Origin of the sequence: Streptomyces sp. NBC_01216, assembly GCF_035994945.1 — a bacterium.
Taxonomy (GTDB): Bacteria; Actinomycetota; Actinomycetes; order Streptomycetales; family Streptomycetaceae; genus Streptomyces.
In genome coordinates, this window is record NZ_CP108677.1 from 3265750 (window position 1) to 3289724 (window position 23975).

The 23975-nt window shown below is 70.8% G+C and carries 20 protein-coding genes and 4 tRNA genes; 9 read left to right on the forward strand and 15 right to left on the reverse strand.

The annotated features are described in order from the left end of the window. Nucleotides 1-97 precede the first annotated feature (97 nt). The 3 genes from OG393_RS14225 to OG393_RS14235 form a co-directional block, all read right to left on the reverse strand. Nucleotides 98-2380 (reverse strand): DEAD/DEAH box helicase, encoded by a 2283-nt coding sequence (locus OG393_RS14225; RefSeq protein WP_327375031.1) that lies wholly within the window; start codon nt 2378-2380, stop codon nt 98-100. A 200-nt stretch (nt 2381-2580) separates the two neighbouring features. Next, nucleotides 2581-3192 carry a hypothetical protein gene (locus OG393_RS14230; protein WP_327375032.1) on the reverse strand — a complete coding sequence of 204 codons (612 nt, stop codon included), beginning with the start codon at nt 3190-3192 and terminating at the stop codon, nt 2581-2583. A 268-nt stretch (nt 3193-3460) separates the two neighbouring features. Then, entirely contained in the window at nt 3461-3811 is a 351-nt protein-coding gene (locus OG393_RS14235; protein ID WP_327375033.1) for a metallopeptidase family protein, read from the reverse strand. A 276-nt stretch (nt 3812-4087) separates the two neighbouring features. Here OG393_RS14235 and OG393_RS14240 point away from each other — a divergent pair. The 3 genes from OG393_RS14240 (at nt 4088) to OG393_RS14250 (ending at nt 4369) form a co-directional block, all read left to right on the forward strand. Beyond that, nucleotides 4088-4160 (forward strand) — tRNA-Glu (locus OG393_RS14240). A 39-nt stretch (nt 4161-4199) separates the two neighbouring features. Next, a tRNA-Asp gene (locus OG393_RS14245) sits at nt 4200-4273 on the forward strand. Between the two features lie 22 nt (nt 4274-4295). Continuing rightward, a tRNA-Phe gene (locus OG393_RS14250) sits at nt 4296-4369 on the forward strand. Nucleotides 4370-4489: 120 nt separating this feature from the next. Here OG393_RS14250 and OG393_RS14255 read toward each other — a convergent pair. From OG393_RS14255 to OG393_RS14265, 3 genes are read right to left on the reverse strand one after another with little or no spacing between them, the layout of a single operon-like run. Beyond that, nucleotides 4490-5335 (reverse strand): cytochrome c biogenesis CcdA family protein, encoded by an 846-nt coding sequence (locus OG393_RS14255; RefSeq protein WP_327375034.1) that lies wholly within the window; start codon nt 5333-5335, stop codon nt 4490-4492. After that, on the reverse strand, nt 5332-6141 hold the full coding sequence (locus tag OG393_RS14260; protein WP_327375035.1) for a DsbA family protein: 810 nt from the start codon (nt 6139-6141) through the stop codon (nt 5332-5334). Before OG393_RS14260 ends, OG393_RS14255 begins: the two co-directional genes overlap by 4 nt. A 55-nt stretch (nt 6142-6196) precedes the next feature. Next, the gene (locus OG393_RS14265; protein ID WP_327375036.1) at nt 6197-6598 is read right to left on the reverse strand and encodes a hypothetical protein; all 402 of its coding nucleotides are present in this window, start codon (nt 6596-6598) and stop codon (nt 6197-6199) included. A gap of 106 nt (nt 6599-6704) precedes the next feature. Between OG393_RS14265 and hrpA the strand changes: the two genes are divergently transcribed. The 3 genes from hrpA to OG393_RS14280 all read left to right on the forward strand — a co-directional run bounded on the left by hrpA (nt 6705) and on the right by OG393_RS14280 (nt 11179). Continuing rightward, nucleotides 6705-10691 (forward strand): ATP-dependent RNA helicase HrpA, encoded by a 3987-nt coding sequence (gene hrpA, locus OG393_RS14270; RefSeq protein ID WP_327375037.1) that lies wholly within the window; start codon nt 6705-6707, stop codon nt 10689-10691. 90 nt (nt 10692-10781) lie between these two features. Beyond that, nucleotides 10782-10855: transfer RNA gene (locus OG393_RS14275), tRNA-Asp, on the forward strand. Between the two features lie 126 nt (nt 10856-10981). After that, a complete protein-coding gene (locus tag OG393_RS14280) occupies nt 10982-11179 on the forward strand; it encodes a DUF6274 family protein (protein WP_442817307.1) in 198 nt (65 codons plus the stop codon). Between the two features lie 405 nt (nt 11180-11584). On the opposite strand, the gene bldC is transcribed toward OG393_RS14280, so the two are convergent. Beyond that, complete coding sequence (gene bldC / locus OG393_RS14285) at nt 11585-11791, reverse strand: developmental transcriptional regulator BldC (protein WP_003949541.1); 207 nt, start codon at nt 11789-11791, stop codon at nt 11585-11587. A gap of 536 nt (nt 11792-12327) precedes the next feature. Then, entirely contained in the window at nt 12328-13179 is an 852-nt protein-coding gene (locus tag OG393_RS14290; RefSeq protein WP_327375038.1) for a hypothetical protein, read from the reverse strand. A gap of 178 nt (nt 13180-13357) precedes the next feature. Here OG393_RS14290 and OG393_RS14295 point away from each other — a divergent pair, with 178 nt between their 5' ends. Together OG393_RS14295 and OG393_RS14300 are read left to right on the forward strand one after the other, a co-directional pair. Then, complete coding sequence (locus OG393_RS14295) at nt 13358-14440, forward strand: Leu/Phe/Val dehydrogenase (protein WP_327375039.1); 1083 nt, start codon at nt 13358-13360, stop codon at nt 14438-14440. Between the two features lie 364 nt (nt 14441-14804). Further along, nucleotides 14805-15062: a DUF3073 domain-containing protein gene (locus tag OG393_RS14300; RefSeq protein ID WP_327375040.1), complete on the forward strand. Its 258-nt coding sequence runs from the start codon at nt 14805-14807 to the stop codon at nt 15060-15062. Between the two features lie 131 nt (nt 15063-15193). Here the strand turns inward: OG393_RS14300 and purM are convergent, their stop codons facing one another. The 4 genes from purM to OG393_RS14320 form a co-directional block, all read right to left on the reverse strand. Continuing rightward, nucleotides 15194-16261: a phosphoribosylformylglycinamidine cyclo-ligase gene (gene purM / locus OG393_RS14305; RefSeq protein WP_327375041.1), complete on the reverse strand. Its 1068-nt coding sequence runs from the start codon at nt 16259-16261 to the stop codon at nt 15194-15196. 42 nt (nt 16262-16303) lie between these two features. Next, entirely contained in the window at nt 16304-17830 is a 1527-nt protein-coding gene (gene purF / locus OG393_RS14310) for an amidophosphoribosyltransferase (RefSeq protein WP_327375042.1), read from the reverse strand. A gap of 281 nt (nt 17831-18111) precedes the next feature. Next, on the reverse strand, nt 18112-18963 hold the full coding sequence (locus OG393_RS14315; RefSeq protein WP_327375043.1) for an META domain-containing protein: 852 nt from the start codon (nt 18961-18963) through the stop codon (nt 18112-18114). A gap of 45 nt (nt 18964-19008) precedes the next feature. Beyond that, entirely contained in the window at nt 19009-19797 is a 789-nt protein-coding gene (locus OG393_RS14320) for a maleylpyruvate isomerase family mycothiol-dependent enzyme (RefSeq protein WP_327375044.1), read from the reverse strand. A 105-nt stretch (nt 19798-19902) separates the two neighbouring features. On the opposite strand from OG393_RS14320, the gene OG393_RS14325 reads away from it, so the two are divergent. Then, entirely contained in the window at nt 19903-20307 is a 405-nt protein-coding gene (locus tag OG393_RS14325; protein ID WP_327375045.1) for a nuclear transport factor 2 family protein, read from the forward strand. 198 nt (nt 20308-20505) lie between these two features. On the opposite strand, the gene purL is transcribed toward OG393_RS14325, so the two are convergent. From purL to purS, 3 genes are read right to left on the reverse strand one after another with little or no spacing between them, the layout of a single operon-like run. Further along, entirely contained in the window at nt 20506-22755 is a 2250-nt protein-coding gene (gene purL / locus OG393_RS14330) for a phosphoribosylformylglycinamidine synthase subunit PurL (protein ID WP_327375046.1), read from the reverse strand. Beyond that, nucleotides 22752-23456 carry a phosphoribosylformylglycinamidine synthase subunit PurQ gene (gene purQ, locus OG393_RS14335; protein WP_327375047.1) on the reverse strand — a complete coding sequence of 235 codons (705 nt, stop codon included), beginning with the start codon at nt 23454-23456 and terminating at the stop codon, nt 22752-22754. The genes purL and purQ overlap by 4 nt, the downstream gene beginning before the upstream one ends. Beyond that, nucleotides 23453-23698 (reverse strand): phosphoribosylformylglycinamidine synthase subunit PurS, encoded by a 246-nt coding sequence (gene purS / locus OG393_RS14340; RefSeq protein ID WP_015035032.1) that lies wholly within the window; start codon nt 23696-23698, stop codon nt 23453-23455. Before purS ends, purQ begins: the two co-directional genes overlap by 4 nt. Nucleotides 23699-23975 lie beyond the last annotated feature (277 nt).

A 23975-nucleotide genomic window follows, 5' to 3' on the forward strand; every position in this document is an offset into this window, starting at 1 on the left:
GGGGAGGGTTCCGGAGACGCCCGAAGGCCCGCCCCTCTTCAAAGGGGCGGGCCTTCGCTACCGGTTCGCCGTCGCCCGAGCGACGGCCACGGCTCGGTCAGCCGTTGCGCTTCCAGCGCGGCTTCTCGTCACGGCGGCCGAAGGAACCGGTGCTGGTGCCGGTGCCGCGGTGCTCACCGCCGCGGTGGTCGTCACGACGGCCGTACGGGCGGTCGCCGCCCGAGCGGAAGCCGCCGGAGGGACGGTCGTCACGACGGTCGCGGTTGAACGGACGGTCGCTGCCCCGGTGGTGGCCGCCGGAGGGGCGGTCGTCGCGGCGGAAACCGCCGCGGTCACCGCGGTCACCGCGGTCACCGCGGTCGCCGCGGTCGTCACGGTTGAAGCCGCCCGAGGGACGGTCGTCCCGACGGAAACCACCGGACGGACGGTCGTTGTCCCGACGGAAACCACCCGAGGGACGGTCGTCACGACGCTCGAAGGAACGGCCACCACGGTCGTCACGACGGTCGTCCCGGCGGAAACCGCCACGGTCGCCGCGGTCGTCACGGTTGAAGCCGCCCGAGGGACGGTCGTCCCGACGGAAACCACCGGACGGACGGTCGTTGTCCCGACGGAAACCACCGGACGGACGGTCGTTGTCCCGACGGAAACCACCCGAGGGACGGTCGTCCCGACGCTCGAAGGAACGGCCACCACGGTCGTCACGACGGTCGTCGCGGCGGAAACCGCCCCGGTCGCCGCGGTCGCCGCGGTCGTTGCGGCGCTCGAAGTTGCCGCGCTCGTCGCGGGACGCCGGACGCTCCTCGCGGCGCTCGGCCTGGGCGGCGGCCTGCGCGGCGGCGGCGATCTCGGCCTCGGCGGCCTCGGTCACCTCGGCGATCGCGGCCTCCGGGTCCTCGCCCCGCTCCCGCGCGGAACGGGCGACCAGGCGGTCGGCCTCCTCGCGGAGCTCGACGGCGCGGCGCTGGAGGCGCTCCAGCTGCTTGGTGAGGTCGGCGACCTCACGCTCGGCCTGCTTGGCGGCGTTGTTCGCGGAGTCGGCCTGGACCTCGGTGAGTGAGCGCGCACCGGTGATCTCGGCGACCTCCGGGTCGAACGCGCCCGCACCGCCGACGATGTGACGCGAGGCGTCGACGCCCGCGTCCTCCATCAGACGGAAGATCTGGCGGCGCTGGTGCGGAAGCGCCAGCGAGACCACGACACCCGAGCGGCCGGCTCGCGCCGTGCGGCCGGAGCGGTGCAGGTAGTCCTTGTGGTCGCCGGCCGGGTCCACGTTGAGGACCAGGTCGATGCCGTCGACGTGGATACCGCGGGCGGCGACGTCGGTGGCGACCAGCGCGTTGACGTATCCGTCCTTGAAGTCGGCCAGCACGCGGGTACGGGCACCCTGCGTCATGCCGCCGTGCAGCGCGTCCGCCTTCACACCGGACTCGACGAGCTGCTCGGCGATGCGGTCGGCGCCCAGCTGGGTGCGGACGAAGATGATCGTGCGGCCCTTGCGGGCGGCGATGGCGGCGGTGACCGGAGCCTTGTCCTTCGGCTTCACGACGAGCACGTGGTGGCTCATGGTGGAGACGTTGCCCTGGGCGCTGTCGACCTCGTGGCTGACCGGGTCGACCAGGTAACGCTTGACCAGCGTGGAGATCTCGTTCTCCATCGTGGCGGAGAACAGCATGCGCTGGCCGCCGGCCGGGACCTGGTCGAGCAGTTCGGTGACCTCGGGCAGGAAGCCCAGGTCGGACATCTGGTCGGCCTCGTCGAGAACGGCGACCTCGACGTTCTCCAGGGAGCAGGCGCCGCGGTTGATGATGTCGCGCAGTCGGCCCGGGGTGGCGACGAGGATGTCGACGCCGCGCTCCAGGGCGTAGATCTGGTTGCCCATGGACGTACCGCCGCAGACGACCTTGATCTTCAGGCCGAGCACGTCGCCGTACGGCTGGAGGGCGTCCGCGACCTGCATCGCGAGCTCACGGGTCGGGGTGAGGATGACCGCGCGGGGCTTCTTCTTCTCGGTCCGGCCGTCGGCCAGCCGGGCCAGGGTCGGCAGGCCGAACGACAGGGTCTTGCCGGAGCCGGTACGGCCGCGGCCGAGGATGTCCTTGCCGACCAGGGCGTCCGGGATGGTCGCCGCCTGGATCGGGAAGGGAGTGGTCACGCCGTTCTGCGCGAGCTTGCGCACGACGCCCTCGGGCAGGCCCAGCTCGGCGAAGGTGATCGTCGGCTCCGCGGGCTCGTCGGTCTCGACGGCGCCTTCGGCCGCCTCGTCGGCGAGTTCGGCGAGTTCGGCGACGACGGTCTCGGGGGCCTCGGGGGCCTCGGGGGCCTCGACGATCTCGTCGTTCTCGGGCATGACGGCGTGGTCAGAACTGAAAATGGACATGCGAAATGCGAAACCTTCCGGAGTCTCGGCACGCGCCCGTCAACTCCGTGAATTACGCAAATCGACCGCCTCAATGCGGTCCAGCCACGGCTAGGGAGAGTACGCGCCACACGGCGCTCTTCTGTTTCGGCGCCGGGCAATGGGATCAAACGATCTATAACCATACGCACCCTCCCCGCCTCAGCGCAAGTCCGGTCCCGTCATGCCGGTCCGACCTGCGGCGATGCCTCCGGCTCCATCGACACACCCGACCTCTCGGCCGCCTTCATGGCACCCATGTGGGTGTCCGCGCCGGGTGTCACGGAAGGCAAAAAGGTGGGCTCCGCCGTCGGCTCCTGTGTCGGGTCCGGATCGGCCGTCGGTTCGGGGGTCGGTTCCGGCGACCTGGTGGGGGTCGCCGTACCACCGCCCGGCGCACCGGGCCCGCCGGCGCCTCCCGCGCCACCGGCCTCGCCGGGCCCGCCCGGGTCGTCCGGCTCGGGGAGCGGCTTGCCCCCGCCCGGACCGGCCGTCGGGACCGTCGAGGGACTGCCGGAAGGGGACGGCGAACCGCTCGCCACGGGTGACTCGCCGCCCTCGCCGTCCGCGTCCGGCGCACTCCGGCCGGAGAGGTCCCGCCCGTTCCCGCCGTTCCGGCCCGAGACCCCGATCCCGCCGTCGGACTCGGCCGCCACACGCCGCTCGCGCGCGGACTCGCCGGGCGCCGGTGTGGCGGCGTCGTCACCGACGCTCATGCAGCCGCTCAGACCGGCGCAGGCGGCGACCGCGAACGCGGCGGCGGCCCATCTCACAGGGGTGGGGAAAGGGCGCACGGGGCACCTCCAGGGCGCGACAGGGCAGGACGCAGGACGTTTCGCTGCCCAACTCCCTTCGCACCGCGAGGGACACGCCCAGCGCCCCGCCAGTGCGGCCCCGTTACCGTCCCGTGTCCGGCCGGGGACGGGGCCGGTGCGCGGTGACGGACGCCCGCCCGCCCTTCGCGCCCCGCGCTGAAGGCCGGTGACGACGCAGGGACGACACCGGGGACGGGGCGCGGGGCCGGTGCGTCGCCGCGGTCCGGCCGGAGGGACCGTCAGGGGATCAGCCCCAGCCCAGTTCGTGGAGCCGCTCGTCGTCGATGCCGAAGTGATGGGCGATCTCGTGGACCACGGTCACGGCGACCTCGTGGACCACGTCCGCCGGGGTCTCGCAGAAACGGAGGGTCGAGCCCATGTAGATCGAGATGCGGTCCGGCAGGACCCCCGCGTACCACTCGCCCCGCTCCGTCAGCGGAGTCCCCTCGTAAAGCCCCAGAAGCTCCGGATCGTCGGCCGGGGGCTCGTCCTCCACGAACACCGCCACGTTGTCCATGATCCGCGTCAGTTCGGGCGGGATCGTGTCCAGGGCGTCGGCCACCAGCTCTTCGAAGGCTTCTCGCGTCATCTCCAGCACAAGGCCCATTCTCCGCGAGCGACGTCCCGCCCACGGAGGGAACGCGGATGAGCACACGGAGGGGAATGCGGAGGGAAGGCGCGAGAAACCCGGACGGCCGGCGGCGGAGGCCGGGGCGGACCGCGCACGTCACGCGCGTCGGGCGCCCGGGCACCGCGCGCGTGGCGGTCCCGGGCGCCCGTCGCACCCGGGGGAAACCGTTTTGGCGATAGCGGCCGGCATCCCATATGCTTCTCACGTCCCCGACGCGCTGCGAAGCGCCCAGGTGGGCCCTTAGCCCTCATCGTCTAGTGGCCCAGGACGCCGCCCTTTCAAGGCGGTAGCACGGGTTCGAATCCCGTTGGGGGCACGCATCACCATGTGCGAGACTCGTTCTCGCACATTGCAAGGTCCTGTGGAGCAGTTGGTTAGCTCGCCACCCTGTCAAGGTGGAGGTCGCGGGTTCAAGTCCCGTCAGGATCGCTGAGGCTCCTCGGAGCCTCGTGGCTGGGTAGCTCAGTTGGTACGAGCGATCGCCTGAAAAGCGATAGGTCGCCGGTTCGACCCCGGCCCCAGCCACAAACGAAGGCCCCCGTCCGATGGACGGGGGCCTTCCTCGTGTCCCTGGACGCCCGCCCGCTCGCGAGAACGGCGGGCGGGGGCGGTGCCCGGCCGCACCGACGGCCGGGCACTCTCGCGTCAGGCCCGCTCGCTCCGGCGCCCGTCCGGGGCGCCGCGCCGACCGCGTACCGCGAGTACCAGCGCCACCACCGCGACCACCCCGACGAGCAGCGCCCAGTCCGGGACCAGGGCGCTCACCGACGCCACCCGCTCCTCCACCGCGAACGAGACGTCCACCGACAGCAGCCCCGGCAGGGCGGTCGTTCCGTCGAAGACCAGGAACACCGCGCCGAGGACCACGAAGAAGAGCCCCGACAGCAGGGAGGTGCTGTGCAGCTCGAAGCGGCCCGCCCGCAGGGTCCGGCCGCGCAGCCAGCGCCGCCGGCCCAGGTCGAACCGCTCCCAGAGAAGCGCCAGCAGGAAGAGCGGGACCGCCATGCCCAAGGCGTAGACCGCGAGCAACAGCCCGCCGTAGACCGGGCTGCCGCTGACCGCCGCCACCGTCAGCACGCTGCCGAGGATCGGGCCGGCGCAGAAGCCCGCGAGGCCGTAGACCAGACCGAGGGCGTAGACGGAGAGCGCGGTGGTCGGGCGGATCCGCCCGCTGACCTCGGCGAGCCGGCGGGAGGCGAAGCCCATGCCGAGGATCTGGAGCACTCCGAGCACGATGATCAGCCAGCCACCGAGGGCCACCAGCAGGTCCCGGTGACCGTAGAACAGGCGCCCGGCGAAGGACCCGGCCGCACCGAGCGGGACGAGCGTGGTGGCCAGGCCCGCGTAGAAGACGCCGGTCCGGGCGAGGAGCCGGCTCGTCGAGTCGATCGAGTACGCGAAGAAGGCCGGGAGCAGCAGGGCGCTGCACGGACTCAGCAGGGCGAGGAGGCCGCCGAGGAGCGCGGCCGGATAGCCGATGTCGGTGCTCATCGGCCGGGCGTCGCCGTCGCCGTCACCGCGGGCCGCGCCGGTTTCGCCGCCGCCGCGTCGGCCGCGGCCTCGATGGCCCGCTCGAAGGTCTCCTCGGGCTGGGCGCCCGCGATGGGTCGCCCGTTGACCAGGAACGAGGGCGTCGCGGTCGCCCCGATCGAGTAGCCCTGCTCCTGGTCCTCGCGCACCGCCGCGCGGGCCTCGGCACTGCCCGCGTCCCGGGTGAAGCGCGCCAGGTCGGGGACCCCGGCCTGGCGTGCCAGAGCCGCGAGACGCTCCTCGCCGAAGCCCTTCTCCTTGGCTCCCTGGGCGTAGGCGGCGCGGTGGAACTCCCAGAACCTGCCCTGCCGGCCGGCGGCCCACCCGGCACGGGCCGCGGCCTCGGACTCCTCGCCGAAGAGGGGGAAGTTGCGCCACTCGATGCGCAGGGTGCCGTTCTCCACGTATTTCTTCACCAGGGCGGGTTCCGTGTCCCGGGCGAACTTCGCGCAGTAGCCGCACTTGAAGTCGGCGTACTCGATCAGGACCACGGGGGCGTCCGCCCTGCCGAGGGCGAGCGGGTCGGCCGCGTCCCGGCGGGCGTACGCCTCCAGTGCCGGATAGACGCCGTCACTCGGGTCGGCGGAGACCTCGGCGACGGTCGACGAGGAGCCGGCGGAACCGTCCGAGGAGGGCTTGGTGGCGGTGTAGGAGGCGTACCCGAGCAGCGCGGCGGCGACCGCCACTCCCGCGACGATCGCGAGCGGCCGGGACTTCGCACCGGAACCGGAGGAGGCGGGGGAGGACGCGGAAGGGGAAGGGGACATGCGGAAACACTCCTGGACATGGAGGAAGAGGGCGGACGGCGACGGCGGCCGGCCTCTACACGCGCAGGATCGACAGTTCCACGGGGGACGGCGGGGCGAGGTCCGGCGGTGTCCGGCCCGGCGGTACGGCGTGGACGTCCTGGTCCGCGCCCCGGTCCGCGGTGGCCCGGCCCCCGGCGAGCCCGGACGGCGGCTCTCCGAGGCCGTGCGGGCGCGGCGGCGTGGCCGGACGGGCGGCGCCTTCGGCGGGATGCCGCTCACCGCAGCCCGGTGCCTCGCTCCCGGTGCCCGTGACCACCGTGCGGGCGGGGACGGCCGCGGCCGTCCCCGCCCGCACGGTGCCGGTGGGGTCGCTCGCTCCGGGGCGTCCCGTACCGTCCGTGCCGCATCCCAGGGCCACCAGCAGGACACCCGCGAGCGCGGCGAAGGACGCGAGCGCGCGGGCGGTGCGGGACATCGGGAGACCTCTCTCGGGGCTGCCCGCGATACTACGGGCCGCCCACGGCGCGTCCGGGGAAATCGGTTCGCCGGTTCTCGGCGCGGGGTGCGATCCTGGACTCCGTATGTCTACTTCCTTCGCCGCCCTCCAGTCCCTCCTGGCCGAGGTCTCGCTGCGGGACGCCCACCGGCTCGGCCGCCGCCTCGAGGGCGCTCGCCGCATCCGCAAGCCAGAGGCCCGTGAGGCCGTCCTGGACGAGATCGCCGCCGAGGCCGGCAAGGCCAAGGAGCGCACCGACGGGCGGGCCTCCCGCGTGCCCGTCGTCACGTACCCCGAGCAGCTGCCCGTCTCCCAGAGGAAGGACACGATCCTGGAGGCGATACGCGACCACCAGGTCGTGATCGTCGCCGGCGAGACCGGTTCCGGTAAGACGACGCAGATCCCGAAGATCTGTCTGGAGCTGGGCCGGGGCGTCCGGGGCATGATCGGTCACACCCAGCCGCGCCGGATCGCCGCCCGCACCGTCGCCGAGCGCGTCGCGGAGGAGCTGCGGACACCGCTGGGCGAGGCGGTCGGCTGGAAGGTCCGGTTCACCGACCAGGTGAATCCCGACGCGACCTTCGTGAAGCTGATGACCGACGGCATCCTGCTCGCCGAGATCCAGACGGACCGCGAGCTGCGCGCCTACGACACGATCATCATCGACGAGGCGCACGAACGGTCCCTCAACATCGACTTCCTGCTCGGGTACCTGGCCCAGCTGCTGCCCAGACGTCCCGACCTGAAGGTCGTCATCACGTCCGCGACCATCGACCCCGAGCGCTTCTCCCGTCATTTCGGGGACGCCCCGATCGTCGAGGTCTCCGGACGCACGTACCCGGTCGAGGTCCGCTACCGCCCCCTCCTGGAGGAGGACGGCGACGAGGCGGACCGGGACCAGATCACCGCGATCTGCGACGCCGTCGACGAGCTCCAGTCCGAGGGTCCGGGCGACATCCTGGTCTTCCTCTCCGGCGAGCGGGAGATCCGCGACACCGCGGACGCGCTGCTGAAGAAGCAGCTCCGCAACACCGAGGTGCTCCCGCTGTACGCCCGGCTGAGCCACGCGGAGCAGCACCGCGTCTTCCAGGCCCACTCCGGGCGGCGGATCGTCCTCGCCACCAACGTGGCCGAGACCTCGCTGACCGTGCCCGGCATCAAGTACGTGATCGATCCGGGTACCGCCCGGATCTCCCGCTACTCCCACCGCACCAAGGTGCAGCGGCTGCCCATCGAGCCTGTCTCCCAGGCCAGCGCCAACCAGCGCAAGGGCCGCTGCGGCCGTACGTCGGACGGCATCTGCGTCCGGCTCTACTCCGAGGACGACTTCCTCACCCGCCCGGAGTTCACGGACGCGGAGATCCTCCGCACGAACCTCGCCTCCGTCATCCTGCAGATGACCGCGGCCGGCCTCGGCGAGATCGAGAAGTTCCCCTTCATCGACCCGCCGGACCACCGCAACATCCGCGACGGCGTGCAGCTCCTGCAGGAGCTCGGCGCGCTGAACCCGACCGAGAAGGATCCGAGGAAGCGGCTGACGGAGCAGGGCCGCAAGCTGGCCCAGCTTCCCGTCGACCCGCGGCTCGCCCGGATGGTCCTGGAGGCCGACCGCAACGGATGTGTCCGCGAGGTCATGGTGATCGCGGCGGCGCTGTCCATCCAGGACCCGCGCGAGCGGCCCTCCGACAAGCAGGCCCAGGCCGACCAGCAGCACGCCCGCTTCAAGGACGAGACCAGCGACTTCCTCGCCTTCCTCAGTCTCTGGCGTCACATCCGCGAGCAGCAGAAGGAGCGGGGCTCCTCCTCCTTCCGCCGGATGTGCAAGCAGGAGTACCTGAACTTCCTGCGCATCCGGGAGTGGCAGGACATCTACGCGCAGCTGCGGACCGTCGCGAAGCAGATGGGCATCCACCTCAACGAGGAGGACGCCCCGGAGCAGTCGGTGCACGTCTCGCTGCTCGCGGGTCTGCTCTCGCACATCGGCATGAAGGACATGAAGACCACCGGCGGCGAGACCGGCAGGACCACCGGCCGGGAGGGCGCGAAGAGCCCGGGGAAGAACGAGTACCTCGGCGCACGCAACGCCAAGTTCGCCGTCTTCCCGGGTTCGGCGCTGTTCCGGAAGCCGCCGCGGTTCATCATGTCCGCCGAGCTGGTGGAGACCTCGCGGCTGTGGGCCCGGGTCAACGCGCGTGTCGAGCCGGAGTGGATCGAGCCGCTCGCCGAGCACCTGGTGAAACGGACGTACAGCGAGCCGCACTGGGAGAAGGACCAGGCGGCGGTGATGGCGATCGAGAAGGTCACGCTCTACGGCGTGCCGATCGTGACCGACCGCAAGGTCAACTACGGGCGGATCGACCCCGAGGTCTCCCGCGACCTGTTCATCCGCAACGCGCTGGTCGAGGGCGACTGGCGCACGCACCACAAGTTCTTCGCCGACAACCGCAAGCTCCTGACCGAGGTCGAGGAGCTGGAGCATCGTGCCAGGCGCCGGGACATCCTGGTCGACGACGAGACGCTGTTCGACTTCTACGACCAGCGGGTGCCCGAACACGTCGTGTCGGGAGCGCACTTCGACTCCTGGTGGAAGCACAAGCGCCGTGAGGAACCCGATTTCCTCGACTTCGAGCGCGAGATGCTCATCAACGAGAAGGCCGGGGCGGTCACCAAGGCCGACTATCCCGACTCCTGGCGCCAGGGGCCGCTGAAGTTCCGGGTGACCTACCAGTTCGAGCCGGGCGCGGACGCGGACGGCGTGACGGTCCACATCCCGCTCCAGGTGCTGAACCAGGTGACCGACGAGGGCTTCGACTGGCAGATCCCCGGGCTGCGGGAACAGGTCGTCACCGAGCTGATCCGTTCGCTGCCCAAGCCGGTCCGGCGCCACTACGTCCCGGCGCCGAACTACGCGACGCGCTTTCTGGACGCGGCCGTCCCGCTCCAGGAGCCGTTGCCGTCCACGCTGGCCCGAGAGCTCCAGCGGATGGTCGGCGTCCCCGTGGCGGCGGAGGACTTCGACCTCTCCCGGGTACCCGACCACCTCAAGATCACTTTCCGGGTCGTGGACGAGCGGCGCCGCAGGATCGCCGAGGGCAAGGACCTGGAGGCGCTCCGGCTCCAGCTGCGCCCCAAGGCCCGCCAGGCCCTCTCCCAGGCCGCGGCCGCGGCCACGGGCGGCCCCGGCGGCTCCGGGCAGTCACTGGAGCGCACCGGCCTCACGGACTGGACGATCGGCGCGCTCACCCAGGTCTTCGAGACCCGGCGGGCCGGCCAGCCGGTCAAGGCGTACCCGGCGCTGGTGGACGCCGGCGACACCGTCTCGGTGCGTCTCTTCGACACGGAGGCCGAACGGGCGGCGGCGATGTGGCGGGGCACCCGGAGACTGATCCTGCTGAACATCCCGGTGAACCCGGCCAAGTTCGTCTCGGACACGCTGACCAACCAGCAGAAGCTGGCGCTGTCCCGCAATCCGCACGGCTCCGTCCAGGCGCTGTTCGACGACTGCGCGACCGCGGCGGCGGACAAGCTGATCGCGGACCACGGCGGTCCGGTCTGGGACGAGGAGTCCTTCCGGAAGCTGTTCGACAAGGTGCGCGCCGACCTGGTCGACACGACGGTGCGGACGGTGGGTCAGGTGCAGCAGGTCCTGGCGGCCTGGCATGCCTGTGAGCGGCGGCTGAAGGGTGCGAACAGCCTGGCGCTGATCGACAACCTGGCGGACGTGCGCGAGCAGCTGGCGCGGCTGATGCCGGCCGGCTTCGTCACGCGGACGGGCCTGCGGCGGCTGCCGGACCTGATGCGCTATCTGGTGGCGGTGGACCGGCGGCTCCAGCAGATGCCGACGGGCGTCCAGCGGGACACCACGCGCATGCGGAAGGTCCACGAGATGCAGGACGAGTACGCCTGGCTGCTCGAACAGCTCCCGCAGGGCCGCCCCGTGCCGAAGGAGGTCACCGACATCCGCTGGATGATCGAGGAGCTCCGGGTCAGCTACTTCGCGCACGCCCTGGGCACGGCGTACCCGGTGTCGGACAAGCGGATCGTGAAGGCGATCGACGCGGCGGCACCCTGACGGGGAGCTCGCCGTCGGTGAGTTCGACCGGACCCTCTGACCTGCTGTACAGTCTTCCTCGCAGCCGCTTTCCAGGAAGCAGCGGCATCTGGTCCTGTGGAGCAGTTGGTTAGCTCGCCACCCTGTCAAGGTGGAGGTCGCGGGTTCAAGTCCCGTCAGGATCGCCGTCATGAAAGGCCCGCACCGTTCGGTGCGGGCCTTTCGTTGTGTTCCCGCGTATTGACGGCGCGGCACGGAGGCGGGTACCCCAGACTCAGGGAGTCGGGGGCCCACACCGGAGGTGGTCGCGCATGGCCGCGGCGTCCGAAGCACGGCAGTCCAGGCACGAGACACGCGCGCTGCTGCGCGCCCATCTGGCGGCGGCGTCCCGCTACGGCCACATCACCCGGCAGTGCTCGGTCTGCCACCGCCTCCTGCGGCTCGCGATGGAGCTTCCCGACCCCGACGACACCGATCCGGCAGGGGACGAAGGTCCCACCGGCCCGTGACCAACGGCGGGTTGGACATCCTCCCGGAAGTGGGAGGCTGGTCACTGACAAGGCTTCACCCCTGTGACGGGTGTCACTGAAGGAGTTTCGGGAGCCCCCTCACTTACACCCTCCCTACACTCACCCGATTTAATATGTGCAATTGCACCACCCTTCACACCGAGCACGCGGACACCCCGGCGGACCCCCTCGCGGGCACCCGCCCAGGCTCGCCCGCGGACACACACCAGGCACCCCACGCGGGCACAAAAAAGATCGCGCTGGACCCGGCGGAGTCCAGCGCGATCGATGACCGGGAGCCTGTTGGGGCAGGCGCCGGCCGAAAGAGCAAAAAGATGGGCTCTCCAGGTTGGGGGACCCGGATACGCCCGGTCGAACGGGGTGTTGCGTGTTGCGTCAGGTACCTCAGGCCTCGCTGCGCTGCTGCGGAATGCCCGCCAGCAGTGCGCGGACCTCAGCCTCGCGGTACCGGCGGTGTCCACCCAGGGTGCGGATGGACGTGAGCTTGCCGGCCTTCGCCCAACGGGTCACCGTCTTCGGGTCCACGCGGAACATCGTGGCGACCTCGGCAGGGGTCAGCAGCGGCTCGGCATCAGGGGTGCGAGCGGTCATGAGCGGCCTCCTCGGGAGAACCGAACCTTCTCGGTTCTTTCCTCTAAATTCTGCACCTTGACCCGCGTTGCCCGAAATGGCAGAAGCGGGCCGAGTCGGTTATAGGACGAACGGCTTGTCCTCGGCACTACAACTACACCATCCGTCCAGCCACGTCGGCCAAACCGATGGAATTGCCCTCGCAGGTGTTCATCAGCGGCGGAAGTCGATGGACCATGCCATAACGGACAGTCACGCGCCTGTGACGATCAGTCACAGGGCGATCAGGAGTCATCAGACCCCCCATAGAGTGCAATGCTGAGCGTTCCGCCCACACTTGGACGGAAGGAACCCTCCCCGGACTCCTTGTCCTATTTTGGCACGAGGGTGGGCGATGGGCGCAAGGGCGCCGTAAGTGCGATCCGTCACGCTTGAGCCAAAGGCCCGGATCGGGACCTACGTCCTGCCACCCCCGCCCCAAGATCCCCGCGGCACCACACCGAGGTCCCGCGACGCTTAATGATCATTTACATCAGGCGGACGCGTCTTGTCGATGATCAATTCGCGAACTGCAGGTTCCGGATCGCCCGCCAGCGCTCCGCGAGACGCCCGTACGCCTCGCTCGCGCCCTCCCCGTCACCGTCCCGCAGCGCCGCGATCCCCTCGGCCACGTCGGCCGCCGAGCGGTCCTCCGTCAGCCTCTCCGGCGACAGCGCGTGCACCAGACCGCCGTAGTCCAGTTCCACCAGGGCGCGCGGATGGAACTCCTCCAGCCAACGCCCCACCTCGACCAGCCCCTCGGTCAGCGGCCCCTCGTCGAGCGACTCGCGCAGCGTCCGCAGCGCCCGCGCCAGCCGGCGCCGCGCCTGCACCATCGGTGTCCGGTAGCGGAAGACCGTCGCACGGGCGCCCGGCCCGTCCGTGCCCGGCACGTACTCCCGCTCCTCGTCCGCGAAGAGCGTGAACCAGCGCACCGGCACCTGCCACAGCGCCGTCCTGATCCACGGCCGCGCGTCCGGGTTCCGCTCACGCCAGCGCTCGTGGTCCGCCGTCACCTGCGCGCGCACCACCGGCGGCAGCATCGCGTCGAGCACCGTCGGCGGCAGCGTCCCGTCCAGCTCCGACAGCGCCAGCCAGCCGCGCAGCCGGGTCCGCCACGGGCAGACCACGACCACCCCGTCGACCAGCGCGACGAAGGCGTCCCCGCTTTCGTGGACGGGCACCGGGACGGGCGGGGTCGGCAGCAGGTCCGCGAGCGAGCGCCGCAACTCCTCCTGTGCGCCCGGCGTCTCCGCCCGGCGCGCGTAGCGGGCCCAGTGGTCCCGCTCGGCCTCCGGAAAGGCCGCCAGCGGCTCGTACACCCGCAGATAGGAGGTGTACGGGACAAGGAGGTTCGACGCCGCCGGCATGTGGCAGATCCTTCCATGGAGGTACTCCGTGAGAGGTGATCCTGAGCACTGCGCCCGATCTACGCGCGCGTAGGACTTACTCTCTTGCCGAAGCGGCCCCGAAACGGGCCGCCCGAGCCCCTTCCCCACCCGCCAGGAGGGGCGTACAACCGCCGCTTCGTACTTGGGAGTCACCACCGTGACCGATGTGACCGACGGCGTCCTGCACACCCTGTTCCACTCGGAACAGGGAGGCCACGAGCAAGTCGTGCTGTGCCAGGACCGCGCCTCCGGCCTGAAGGCCGTCATCGCTCTTCACTCCACCGCTCTGGGCCCGGCCCTCGGCGGCACCCGGTTCTACCCGTACGCGTCCGAGGAGGAGGCCGTCGCCGACGCACTGAACCTCTCCCGCGGCATGTCGTACAAGAACGCCATGGCCGGACTCGACCACGGTGGCGGCAAGGCAGTGATCATCGGAGACCCGGACACGGTCAAGAGCGAGGAACTCCTCCTCGCCTACGGCCGCTGCGTCGCCTCCCTGGGCGGCCGGTACGTGACGGCCTGCGACGTCGGCACCTACGTCGCCGACATGGACGTCGTGGCCCGCACCAACCGGTGGACCACCGGCCGCTCCCCCGAGAACGGCGGCGCGGGAGACTCCTCGGTCCTCACCGCCTTCGGCGTCTTCCAGGGCATGCGCGCCTCCGCGCAGACGCTGTGGGGCGACCCGACCCTGCGCGGACGCAAGGTCGGCGTCGCGGGCGTCGGCAAGGTGGGCCACTACCTCGTCGAGCACCTCCTGGAGGACGGCGCCGAGGTCGTCGTCACCGACGTCCGCGAGGAGTCGGTACGCCGGATCACCGACCGGTTCCCGCAGGTGTCCGTCGTCGCCGATACCGACGCGCTGATCCGCGTGGAGGGCCTGGACGTCTACGCCCCCTGCGCGCTCGGCGGCGCGCTGAACGACGACACCGTGCCGGTACTGACCGCGAAGATCGTCTGCGGCGCGGCGAACAACCAGCTCGCGCACGCCGGCGTCGAGAAGGACCTCTCGGAGCGCGGCATCCTCTACGCGCCCGACTACGTCGTCAACGCCGGTGGCGTGATCCAGGTCGCCGACGAGCTGCACGGCTTCGACTTCGACCGGTGCAAGAAGAAGGCCACGAAGATCTTCGACACCACGCTGGCCATATTCGCACGTGCGAAGGACGACGGCATCCCTCCGGCCGCCGCCGCCGACCGGATCGCCGAGCAGCGCATGGCCGAGGCGCGCCTCGGCTGAGAGCCCGTCGGGTGGCCTTCGGCCGGCAGGCTCTGAGACGTGAGGCCGGGGCCCTCCCCCGGCCGATCTCGGCGGACCGGCCCGCCGAAGGTCCTTTGGACGTTCACCCAGACCGAGACAAGACTCACCCCGGTCGGCGGGTCGGCCGCCGAGAAGAGGTTAAAATCGCGATTGACCAGCGAGGACGGGGCGCCTCGATGGTTCTGTACCGAGGCATGTGATGCGGACGGCGTACCGTATGGCCACGGAAGCAGGTACCGTTGAAGCCCTACGGACCGGTCTCTCCACCGAGAGCCCGTTCCGAACTATGAACGCGTGTCAAGACTCTGGGGCCGTCGAGCCCCGTCACCGAGGGGGTCGAGCCATGGGGCGCGGCCGGGCAAAGGCCAAGCAGACGAAGGTCGCCCGCCAGCTGAAGTACAGCAGCGGCGGGACTGACCTCTCGCGTCTGGCCAATGAGCTGGGCGCTTCGACTTCGAGCCAGCCGCCGAATGGCGAGCCGTTCGAGGACGACGACGAGGAAGACGACCCGTACGCGCAGTACGCGGATCTCTACAACACGGACGATGAGGACGAGGACGACGAGTCCGGTCCCGGCGCGTCGTCCCAGCGCCGCGCTTGACCTCGTAAAGAGCGCTGCTTCACAAGGAAACCCGGTTCGGAAACCCCGGACCGGGTTTTCGTGCTGTCCGTTTCCGGACGCGGACGTACGGGCGTCCCGGAGATCGCCTCCGGAACGCCCGCGGTCGGGTCCTACCGGGCGTAGTCGCCCACCAGCTCCGCGCCCGTGGTGTGGTCGCCACGTTCGGTGATCTCACCCGCGACCCAGGACGCGACGCCCCGGTCGGCCAGCGTGGTCAGCGCCGCGTCCACGGACTCGGCCGGGACGACGGCCATCATGCCGACGCCCATGTTGAGGGTCTTCTCCAGCTCCAGTCGCTCCACCCGGCCGGCGGTGCCGACGAGGTCGAAGACCGCGCCCGGGGCCCAGGTCGAGCGGTCGACGGTGGCGTGCAGACCGTCCGGGACGACCCGGGCCAGGTTGGCGGCCAGACCGCCGCCGGTGATGTGGCTGAAGGCGTGCACCTCCGTGGTCCGGGTGAGCGCCAGGCAGTCCAGGGAGTAGATCTTCGTCGGCTCCAGGAGCTCCTCGCCCAGGGTCCGGCCGAGCTCGTCGACCTGCTGGTCGAGGGTCATGCCGGCCCGGTCGAACACCACGTGGCGGACGAGCGAGTACCCGTTGGAGTGAAGGCCCGAGGACGCCATGGCGATGACCGCGTCACCCGTACGGATACGATCCGCGCCGAGCAGCCGGTCGTACTCGACCACGCCCGTGCCGGCGCCGGCGACGTCGAAGTCGTCGGGTCCCAGTAGCCCGGGGTGCTCCGCGGTCTCCCCGCCCACGAGGGCGCAGCCGGCGAGGACGCAGCCCTCGGCGATGCCCTTGACGATGGCGGCGACCCGCTCCGGGTGGACTTTGCCGACACAGATGTAGTCGGTCATGAAGAGCGGCTCGGCCCCGCAGACGACGATGTCGTCCATGACCATCGCGACCAGGTCGTGGCCGATCGTGTCGTACACGCCCATCTGGCGGGCGATGTCGACCTTCGTGCCGACGCCGTCGGTGGCGGAGGCGAGCAGCGGACGCTCGTAGCGCTTGAGGGCGGAGGCGTCGAAGAGGCCGGCGAATCCGCCGAGGCCGCCGAGGACCTCGGGGCGCTGCGTCTTCTTCACCCATTCCTTCATGAGCTCGACGGCGCGGTCACCCGCTTCGATGTCGACGCCCGCGGACGCGTAGGAGGCACCGGTGGTCTCAGACATAGGTGAGAGCTTTCGTGTCGTTACTGCGGTACTGCGGGGGTCTTACGGGCGACGGAGCGCGTCGGCGGCCGCGGTGGCGGCGGGTCCGGCGGCCAGCTCGGTCTCCAGCAGCTGCTTGCCGAGCAGCTCGGGGTCCGGCAGCTCCATCGGGTACTCGCCGTCGAAACAGGCACGGCAGAGGTCGGGCTTCTCGATCGTCGTCGCCTCGATCATCCCGTCGAGGGAGATGTAGGCGAGCGAGTCCGCGCCGAGGGACTTGCCGATCTCCTCGATCGACATGCCGTTGGCGATCAGCTCCGCGCGGGTGGCGAAGTCGATGCCGAAGAAACAGGGCCACTTCACCGGCGGCGAGGAGATCCGGATGTGGATCTCGGCAGCGCCGGCCTCGCGGAGCATCTTGACCAGGGCGCGCTGGGTGTTGCCGCGGACGATCGAGTCGTCGACGACCACCAGGCGCTTGCCCTTGATGACGTCCCTGAGGGGGTTCAGCTTCAGCCGGATGCCGAGCTGGCGGATGGTCTGGGAGGGCTGGATGAAGGTGCGGCCGACGTAGGCGTTCTTCACCAGGCCCGCGCCGAAGGGGATACCACTGGCCTCGGCGTAGCCGATGGCCGCCGGTGTGCCGGACTCCGGTGTCGCTATGACCAGGTCCGCCTCGACCGGGGACTCCCCGGCCAGACGCCGGCCCATCTCCACACGGGAGAGGTACACGTTACGTCCGGCGATGTCGGTGTCCGGGCGGGCCAGGTACACGTACTCGAAGACACAGCCCTTCGGCTTCGCTTCCGCGAAGCGAGAGGTGCGGATGCCGTTCTCGTCGATCGCGATCAGCTCGCCGGGCTCGACCTCGCGGACGAAACTGGCGCCGCAGATGTCGAGAGCGGCGGACTCGGAGGCGACGACCCAGCCACGCTCCAGCCGGCCGAGGACCAGCGGGCGGATGCCCTGCGGGTCACGGGCCGCGTAGAGGGTGTGCTCGTCCATGAAGACGAGGGAGAAGGCGCCCCGGACGTCGGGGAGGACCTTCGCGGCGGCCTGCTCGATGGTGAGCGGCTTGCCGTCCTCGTCGACCTGTCCCGCGAGGAGTGCGGTGACGAGATCGGTGTCGTTGGTGGCGGCCACCCGAGTGGTGCGGCCTTCCTTCTTGGGAAGGTCGGCGACCATCTCGGCGAGCTGCGCCGTGTTGACGAGGTTTCCGTTGTGGCCGAGCGCGATCGAGCCGTGGGCTGTCGCCCTGAACGTCGGCTGCGCGTTCTCCCATACGGAGGCCCCGGTGGTCGAGTAGCGGGCGTGACCGACCGCGATATGACCTTGGAGGGAGCCGAGAGAGGTCTCGTCGAAGACCTGGGACACGAGGCCCATGTCCTTGAAGACGAGGATCTGGGAGCCGTTGCTGACCGCGATTCCCGCGGATTCCTGACCCCGATGCTGGAGGGCGTAGAGCCCGAAGTACGTGAGCTTTGCGACCTCTTCACCCGGAGCCCAGACCCCGAAGACGCCGCAAGCGTCCTGAGGGCCCTTCTCGCCGGGAAGCAGATCGTGATTGAGTCGACCGTCACCACGTGGCACGCCTCCGAGTGTAGGCGAGGTCGACCACTGGTCCGAATTGGCGATATCCGCGGGGCCCGGTTCTGGTGTGATCGCACGAAGTGATCCACCGGCCTTCGCGGAAGGACCCCGGAAGGGCGCACGGGCCAAGGGGCGCACGGGTTCGGAGCTCTCACCGGGCAAGCGCCACGAGCGCTCTACCGGCGAGTAACACGGGGCTCGATCGCCCCCCGATGTGACGGAGTTCGCAACGCCGGAGGCCGCTGGACCCCGGCGGAGCACGCCGTACCCGGGCCGGCCCGTCAGGAAGCGGCGGCCGGGGAGGGTTTCGCGACCGCCACGAAGCCCCCGCCGCCGGGCGCGGTGAGCGTGAGACCGCTCCGGTTCCGCTCGTACGCCGCCGAGTCGCCGAAGACCTCGTACAACTTCGTCTCGAGCTGCATCTCGGGACCGGTGCAGCGCATCCGGGTGGTCGTGATCTCCCCGAAGGAGATCGTCCCGGCGGAGACCTCCGCCTGGGTGGAGAAACGGTTGCAGCCGAGACTGCCCCGGACCGCGCCGTCCTCGTCGATGACGAAATACGCCGTGCCCTCCGAACCCCGGGGCAGCGACGCGGCGGAGTCGCCGCTCAGCAGGGAGTCGACGGTCCAGGTGGTGCCGCGCAGCGGGGCGGGCGGTGCGGCGGTGAGCGCCAGGACGGTGCCGCCGTCGGACGAGGTGAGGGTGAGCCGCTCGCCGTGGAGCTCGGCCCCGAGCGGATCGGCGAAGACCTTCCGGAGCGTGTCCTCGAAGGCCGCCGGTCCGCCGGTGCACGCCTTCTCGGTGGTCTGCTCCTGCCGCACGGTGAGCGTGTTCCCCTCGACCGTCACCCGGGCGCCGAAGCGGTTGCAGCCGGTGTCGCCCGAGGCCCGGCCGTCCCGCGCGATGTCGAGGTGGGCACCGGCGGGGGCCCGGGTCTCCTCGCCGGCGACGGTCACGGTGTCGAAGGACCAGTCGGCACCGGTGACGGGCACGTCCGGGGCGACCGTGCCGGCGCCCGGAGCGGAGCCGGCCCGTTCGGATCCGCACGCCGAGAGCACGACGAGCGAGGCCAGGGCGGCGATGGCCGTGGTGGTACGCGTCTTCAGCATGGTGATGGGACGGGCGGACGCCACGGACGGTTCCGCCCGCCGGACGGTCCACCGCAGGCCACCCGAGGCTCAGCGCAGGATCGGCAGCAGCCCCGCCAGGTCCGCCCGCTCGCCGCTCGCCGTGACCTTCGCCGCGGCCAGCGCCTCGGCCCAGCTCGTACGGCCGGTGGCCAGGCGGATCCAGGTGAGCGGGTCCGTCTCGACCACGTTGGGCGGGGTGCCTCGGGTGTGCCGGGGTCCCTCCACGCACTGGACCACCGCGTACGGCGGCACCCGGAACTCCACCGCGCCGCCCGGGGCGCGCACCGCGAGCGCGTCCGCGAGCAGCCGGGTGCCGGCGGCGAGCGCCTGCCGGTCGACCGGGATGCCGAGCCCGGTCGCCGCGTTCAGGTCGTCGGTGTGCACGACGAGTTCGACGGTCCGGGTCACCAGGAAGTCCGCCAGCCGCATCGCGCCGTACCGGGTGGGCACCAGCCGCTCGTCGGAGGCGCCGACGATGCGCTCCTCGTACCGCGACGCCGTCCGCTCGTACAGCCCGGCCGGATCGCTCGCGTCGATCACCCGGGTGTCCTCGTCGATCCGCGCCGCGGCCCGGCCCGCCGCCGAGGGCCAGTCGAGCAGCCCCAGTTCCCGCTCCGCCGGTTCGGGCTCGTCGAGGTGCCGGGCGACGGCCTCGACCACCGACGCCACGTGCACGGCCAGCTCCCGTACGGTCCAGTCCCCCACCCGGGTCGGCCCGTCGAGCTGCTCCGGGGTGAGACCCACGACCGCCTCGCGCACGTTCCGGAACTGGGCGAGCACGGCGGCCCGCGTCTTGGCGGAGTCGTACCCGCGGATGCGTTTCCTGACCGGTGGCATGAGGGCGAGGGTAGTCCGTTCCGCATGGCAGCGAGGCCCGCCGCGGCGGACACTGGAAGGGACCGGAAGCAGTCCTCGCACGCGTACGAGAGGGGTCGAGCGATCATGGCTGTCCACCCGGACAGTGCCCTGGTACGCCAGGGCTACGAGGCGTTCGTCAAGGGAGACATGGAGACGCTGGGCTCCCTGATGACCTCGGACTGCACGCACCACGCTCCCGGCGCGAGCCGGATGTCGGGGCACTTCAAGGGCCGGGACAACGTCCTCGGCATGTACAGCAGGATGGCCGAGCTCACCAACGGTTCCATGCGGGTCGAGCTGGAGAGCGTCTGCGCCGACGGGCGCGGGCACGTCATCGCCGGCCACACGTTCCACGCGGAACGCGGGAACCGTGGCATCGAGATGAAGGGCGCGCTCTTCTTCACCATCATCGGAGGCAAGTTCTCGGACATCGACGAGTGCGTCGAGGACATCGACGAGGCCGACGCGTTCTGGGATCAGGACGTCTGAGCGCCGCGGCCGGGGCGGCGGCGAGGCGCCTTCGGGGCGGGAGGCCGCCGGCGGGCGCACCGCCCCTCCCGGGCCACCGCCCCCCACCGCGCCTTCCGGCACCACGGCCCGGCCGAAGGGGTGGGAGACGGCGGGACGCACGAGAAGCCCCGGCCGGGGACCCGAAGGTCCGGCCGGGGCTCCGCGCGGTACGACCGGTCAGGCCAGCAGGCCCGGAATCGTCGCCTCGTGGGCGACGCGCAGCTCCTCCAGGGAGACGCTGAACTCGCCCTGCACGTCGACCTCTTCGCCGTCCACGACACCGATCCGGGTGACGGGCAGGCCGCGGGCGCCGCACATGTCGGTGAAACGGAGTTCCTCGCTGCGCGGGACGGACACGACCGCGCGGCCGGCCGACTCGCTGAAGAGGAAGGTGAAGGCGTCCAGTCCGTCCGGGACGACCAGGCGCGCGCCGGTGCCACCGCGCAGGCAGGACTCGACGACCGCCTGGACCAGCCCACCGTCGGACAGGTCGTGCGCCGCGTCGATCATGCCGTCGCGGGAGGCGGAGATCAGGATCTCGCCGAGCAGCTTCTCCCGGTCGAGGTCCACGGCCGGCGGCATGCCGCCGAGGTGCCGGTGGACGACCTCTGACCAGGCCGAGCCGCCGAACTCCTCGCGCGTGTCGCCGAGCAGGTAGAGGAGCTGGCCCTCTTCCGCGAAGGCGATCGGCGTCCGGCGGTTGACGTCGTCGATCACGCCGAGCACGGCCACGACCGGCGTCGGGTGGATGGCGACCTCGCCGGTCTGGTTGTACAGCGAGACGTTGCCGCCGGTGACCGGGGTACCCAGCTGGAGGCAGCCGTCCGCGAGACCGCGGGTGGCCTCGGCGAACTGCCACATCACGTCCGGGTCCTCGGGCGAACCGAAGTTCAGGCAGTCCGAGATGGCGAGCGGCTTGGCGCCGGAGGCGGCGACGTTGCGGTACGCCTCGGCCAGCGCGAGCTGCGCACCCGTGTACGGGTCGAGCTTCGCGTACCGGCCGTTGCCGTCGGTCGCCATGGCCACGCCGAGGTTGGTCTCCTCGTCGATGCGGACCATGCCCGCGTCCTCGGGCTGCGCCAGGACGGTGTTGCCCTGGACGAACCGGTCGTACTGGTCGGTGATCCAGGACTTCGACGCCTGGTTCGGGGAGGAGACCAGCCTCAGGACCTGATCCTTGAGCTCCTCGCCGTTCTGCGGCCGGGGCAGCTTGCCCGCGTCGTCGGCCTGGAGCGCGTCCTGCCACTGCGGCCGGGCGAACGGCCGGTGGTACGTCGGGCCCTCATGGGCGACGGACCGCGGCGGGACGTCCACGATCTGCTCACCGTGCCAGAAGATCTCCAGACGCTCGCCCTCGGTCACCTCGCCGATGACGGTGGCGATGACGTCCCACTTCTCGCAGATCTCCAGGAAGCGGTCGACGTGCCGGGGCTCGACGATCGCGCACATCCGCTCCTGCGACTCGCTCATGAGGATCTCCTCGGGCGAGAGGGAGGCGTCGCGCAGGTGCACCCGGTCGAGCTCGACACGCATGCCGCCGGAGCCGGCGGAGGCCAGCTCGGAGGTGGCGCAGGACAGCCCGGCACCGCCGAGGTCCTGGATGCCGGCGACCAGCTTCTCCTGGAAGATCTCCAGGGTGCACTCGATGAGGAGCTTCTCCTGGAAGGGGTCGCCGACCTGGACCGCCGGGCGCTTCGTCGGCTTCGTGTCGTCGAAGGTCTCGGACGCGAGGACCGAGACACCGCCGATGCCGTCGCCGCCGGTGCGGGCACCGTAGAGGATGACCTTGTTGCCGGGGCCGGACGCCTGGGCGAGGTGGATGTCCTCGTGCTTCATCACGCCGATGCAGCCGGCGTTGACCAGCGGGTTGCCCTGGTAGCAGGCGTCGAAGACGACCTCGCCGCCGATGTTGGGCAGGCCCAGGCAGTTGCCGTAGCCGCCGATGCCGGCGACGACGCCGGGCAGCACGCGCTTGGTGTCGGGGTGGTCGGCCGCGCCGAAGCGCAGCGGGTCCACGACGGCGACCGGGCGGGCGCCCATGGCGAGGATGTCGCGGACGATGCCGCCGACGCCGGTGGCCGCGCCCTGGTAGGGCTCGATGTACGAGGGGTGGTTGTGCGACTCGACCTTGAAGGTCACCGCGTACCCCTGGCCGACGTCGACGACTCCCGCGTTCTCGCCGATGCCGACGAGCATGGCGTCGTTCTCGGGGGTCTTCTCGCCGAACTGCTTCAGGTGGACCTTGCTGCTCTTGTAGGAGCAGTGCTCGGACCACATGACGGAGTACATGGCGAGCTCGGCGCCGGTGGGACGGCGGCCGAGGATCTCCCGGATGCGCTCGTACTCGTCCTGCTTGAGTCCGAGCTCCTTCCACGGCTGCTCGGCGTCGGGCGTCCCGCCCGCGTGCTTGACGGTGTCGAGAGTCATGCGTTGACCAGCTTCTTCAGGATCGAGGTGAAGAATCCGAGGCCGTCGGTACGGCCGGTACCGATCAGCGGCTCGACGGCGTGCTCGGGGTGCGGCATGAGGCCGACCACGTTGCCCGCGGCGTTGGTGATGCCGGCGATGTCGCGGAGCGAGCCGTTGGGGTTGCCGTACCCCTCGACGGCCGGGCCGTCGGCCAGGTAGCGGAAGGCCACCCGCCCCTCGGCCTCCAGCTCGTCGAGGGTGTGCTCGTCGGCCACGTACCGGCCGTCCACGTTCTTGAGCGGAACCCGGATCTCCTGGCCCTGCTCGTAGTCCACCGTCCAGGCGGTCTCCGCGTTCTCCACCCGCAGCTTCTGGTCGCGGCAGATGAAGTGGAGGTGGTTGTTGCGCAGCATCGCGCCCGGCAGCAGGTGGGCCTCGGTGAGGATCTGGAAGCCGTTGCAGATGCCGAGGACGGGCATGCCGGCCTTGGCCTGCTCGATGATCGTCTCCATCACCGGCGAGAAGCGGGAGATGGCGCCGGCCCGCAGGTAGTCGCCGTAGGAGAAGCCGCCGGCGAGGACCACGGCGTCGACCTGCTTCAGGTCCTTGTCGCGGTGCCAGAGGGAGACGGGCTCGGCACCCGCCAGACGGGCGGCACGCAGCGCGTCCTGGTCGTCGAGCGTTCCGGGGAACGTGACGACGCCGATGCGTGCGGTCACGACTCCACCTTCACGACGAAGTCTTCGATCACGGTATTGGCAAGGAAGGTTTCGGCCATCTCGTGGATGCGGGCGAGGGCGGCGTCGTCGACCGGCCCCTCCACCTCCAGCTCGAAGCGCTTCCCCTGACGGACGTCGGCGATCCCGGCGAACCCGAGGCGGGGCAGCGCACGCTGCACCGCCTGTCCCTGCGGGTCGAGGATCTCCGGCTTGAGCATGACGTCGACTACGACGCGTGCCACTGGCACTCCCGGTGGTGTGTTGCGTGGGCGGTTCCCTCAGCGTACCTGCCTCCAAATTCTACGCGGGTAGAAGTCTGGAGGACCCTACAAAAGACACGAAAGACCCACACGGAAAATTCAAGTGAAATATCGCGCGCCCCATTGCGGCGGGACACGCGCATGCAATTGGCTGGGCTTCACACTGTGAGGGCTTCCGCTGTACAAAGGAATACAGGGGAAAGCAGCATTGCCCCGGGGCAGCCGTCAAGCCGGTTTCGCCGCACGTCAGAGGCGCCCA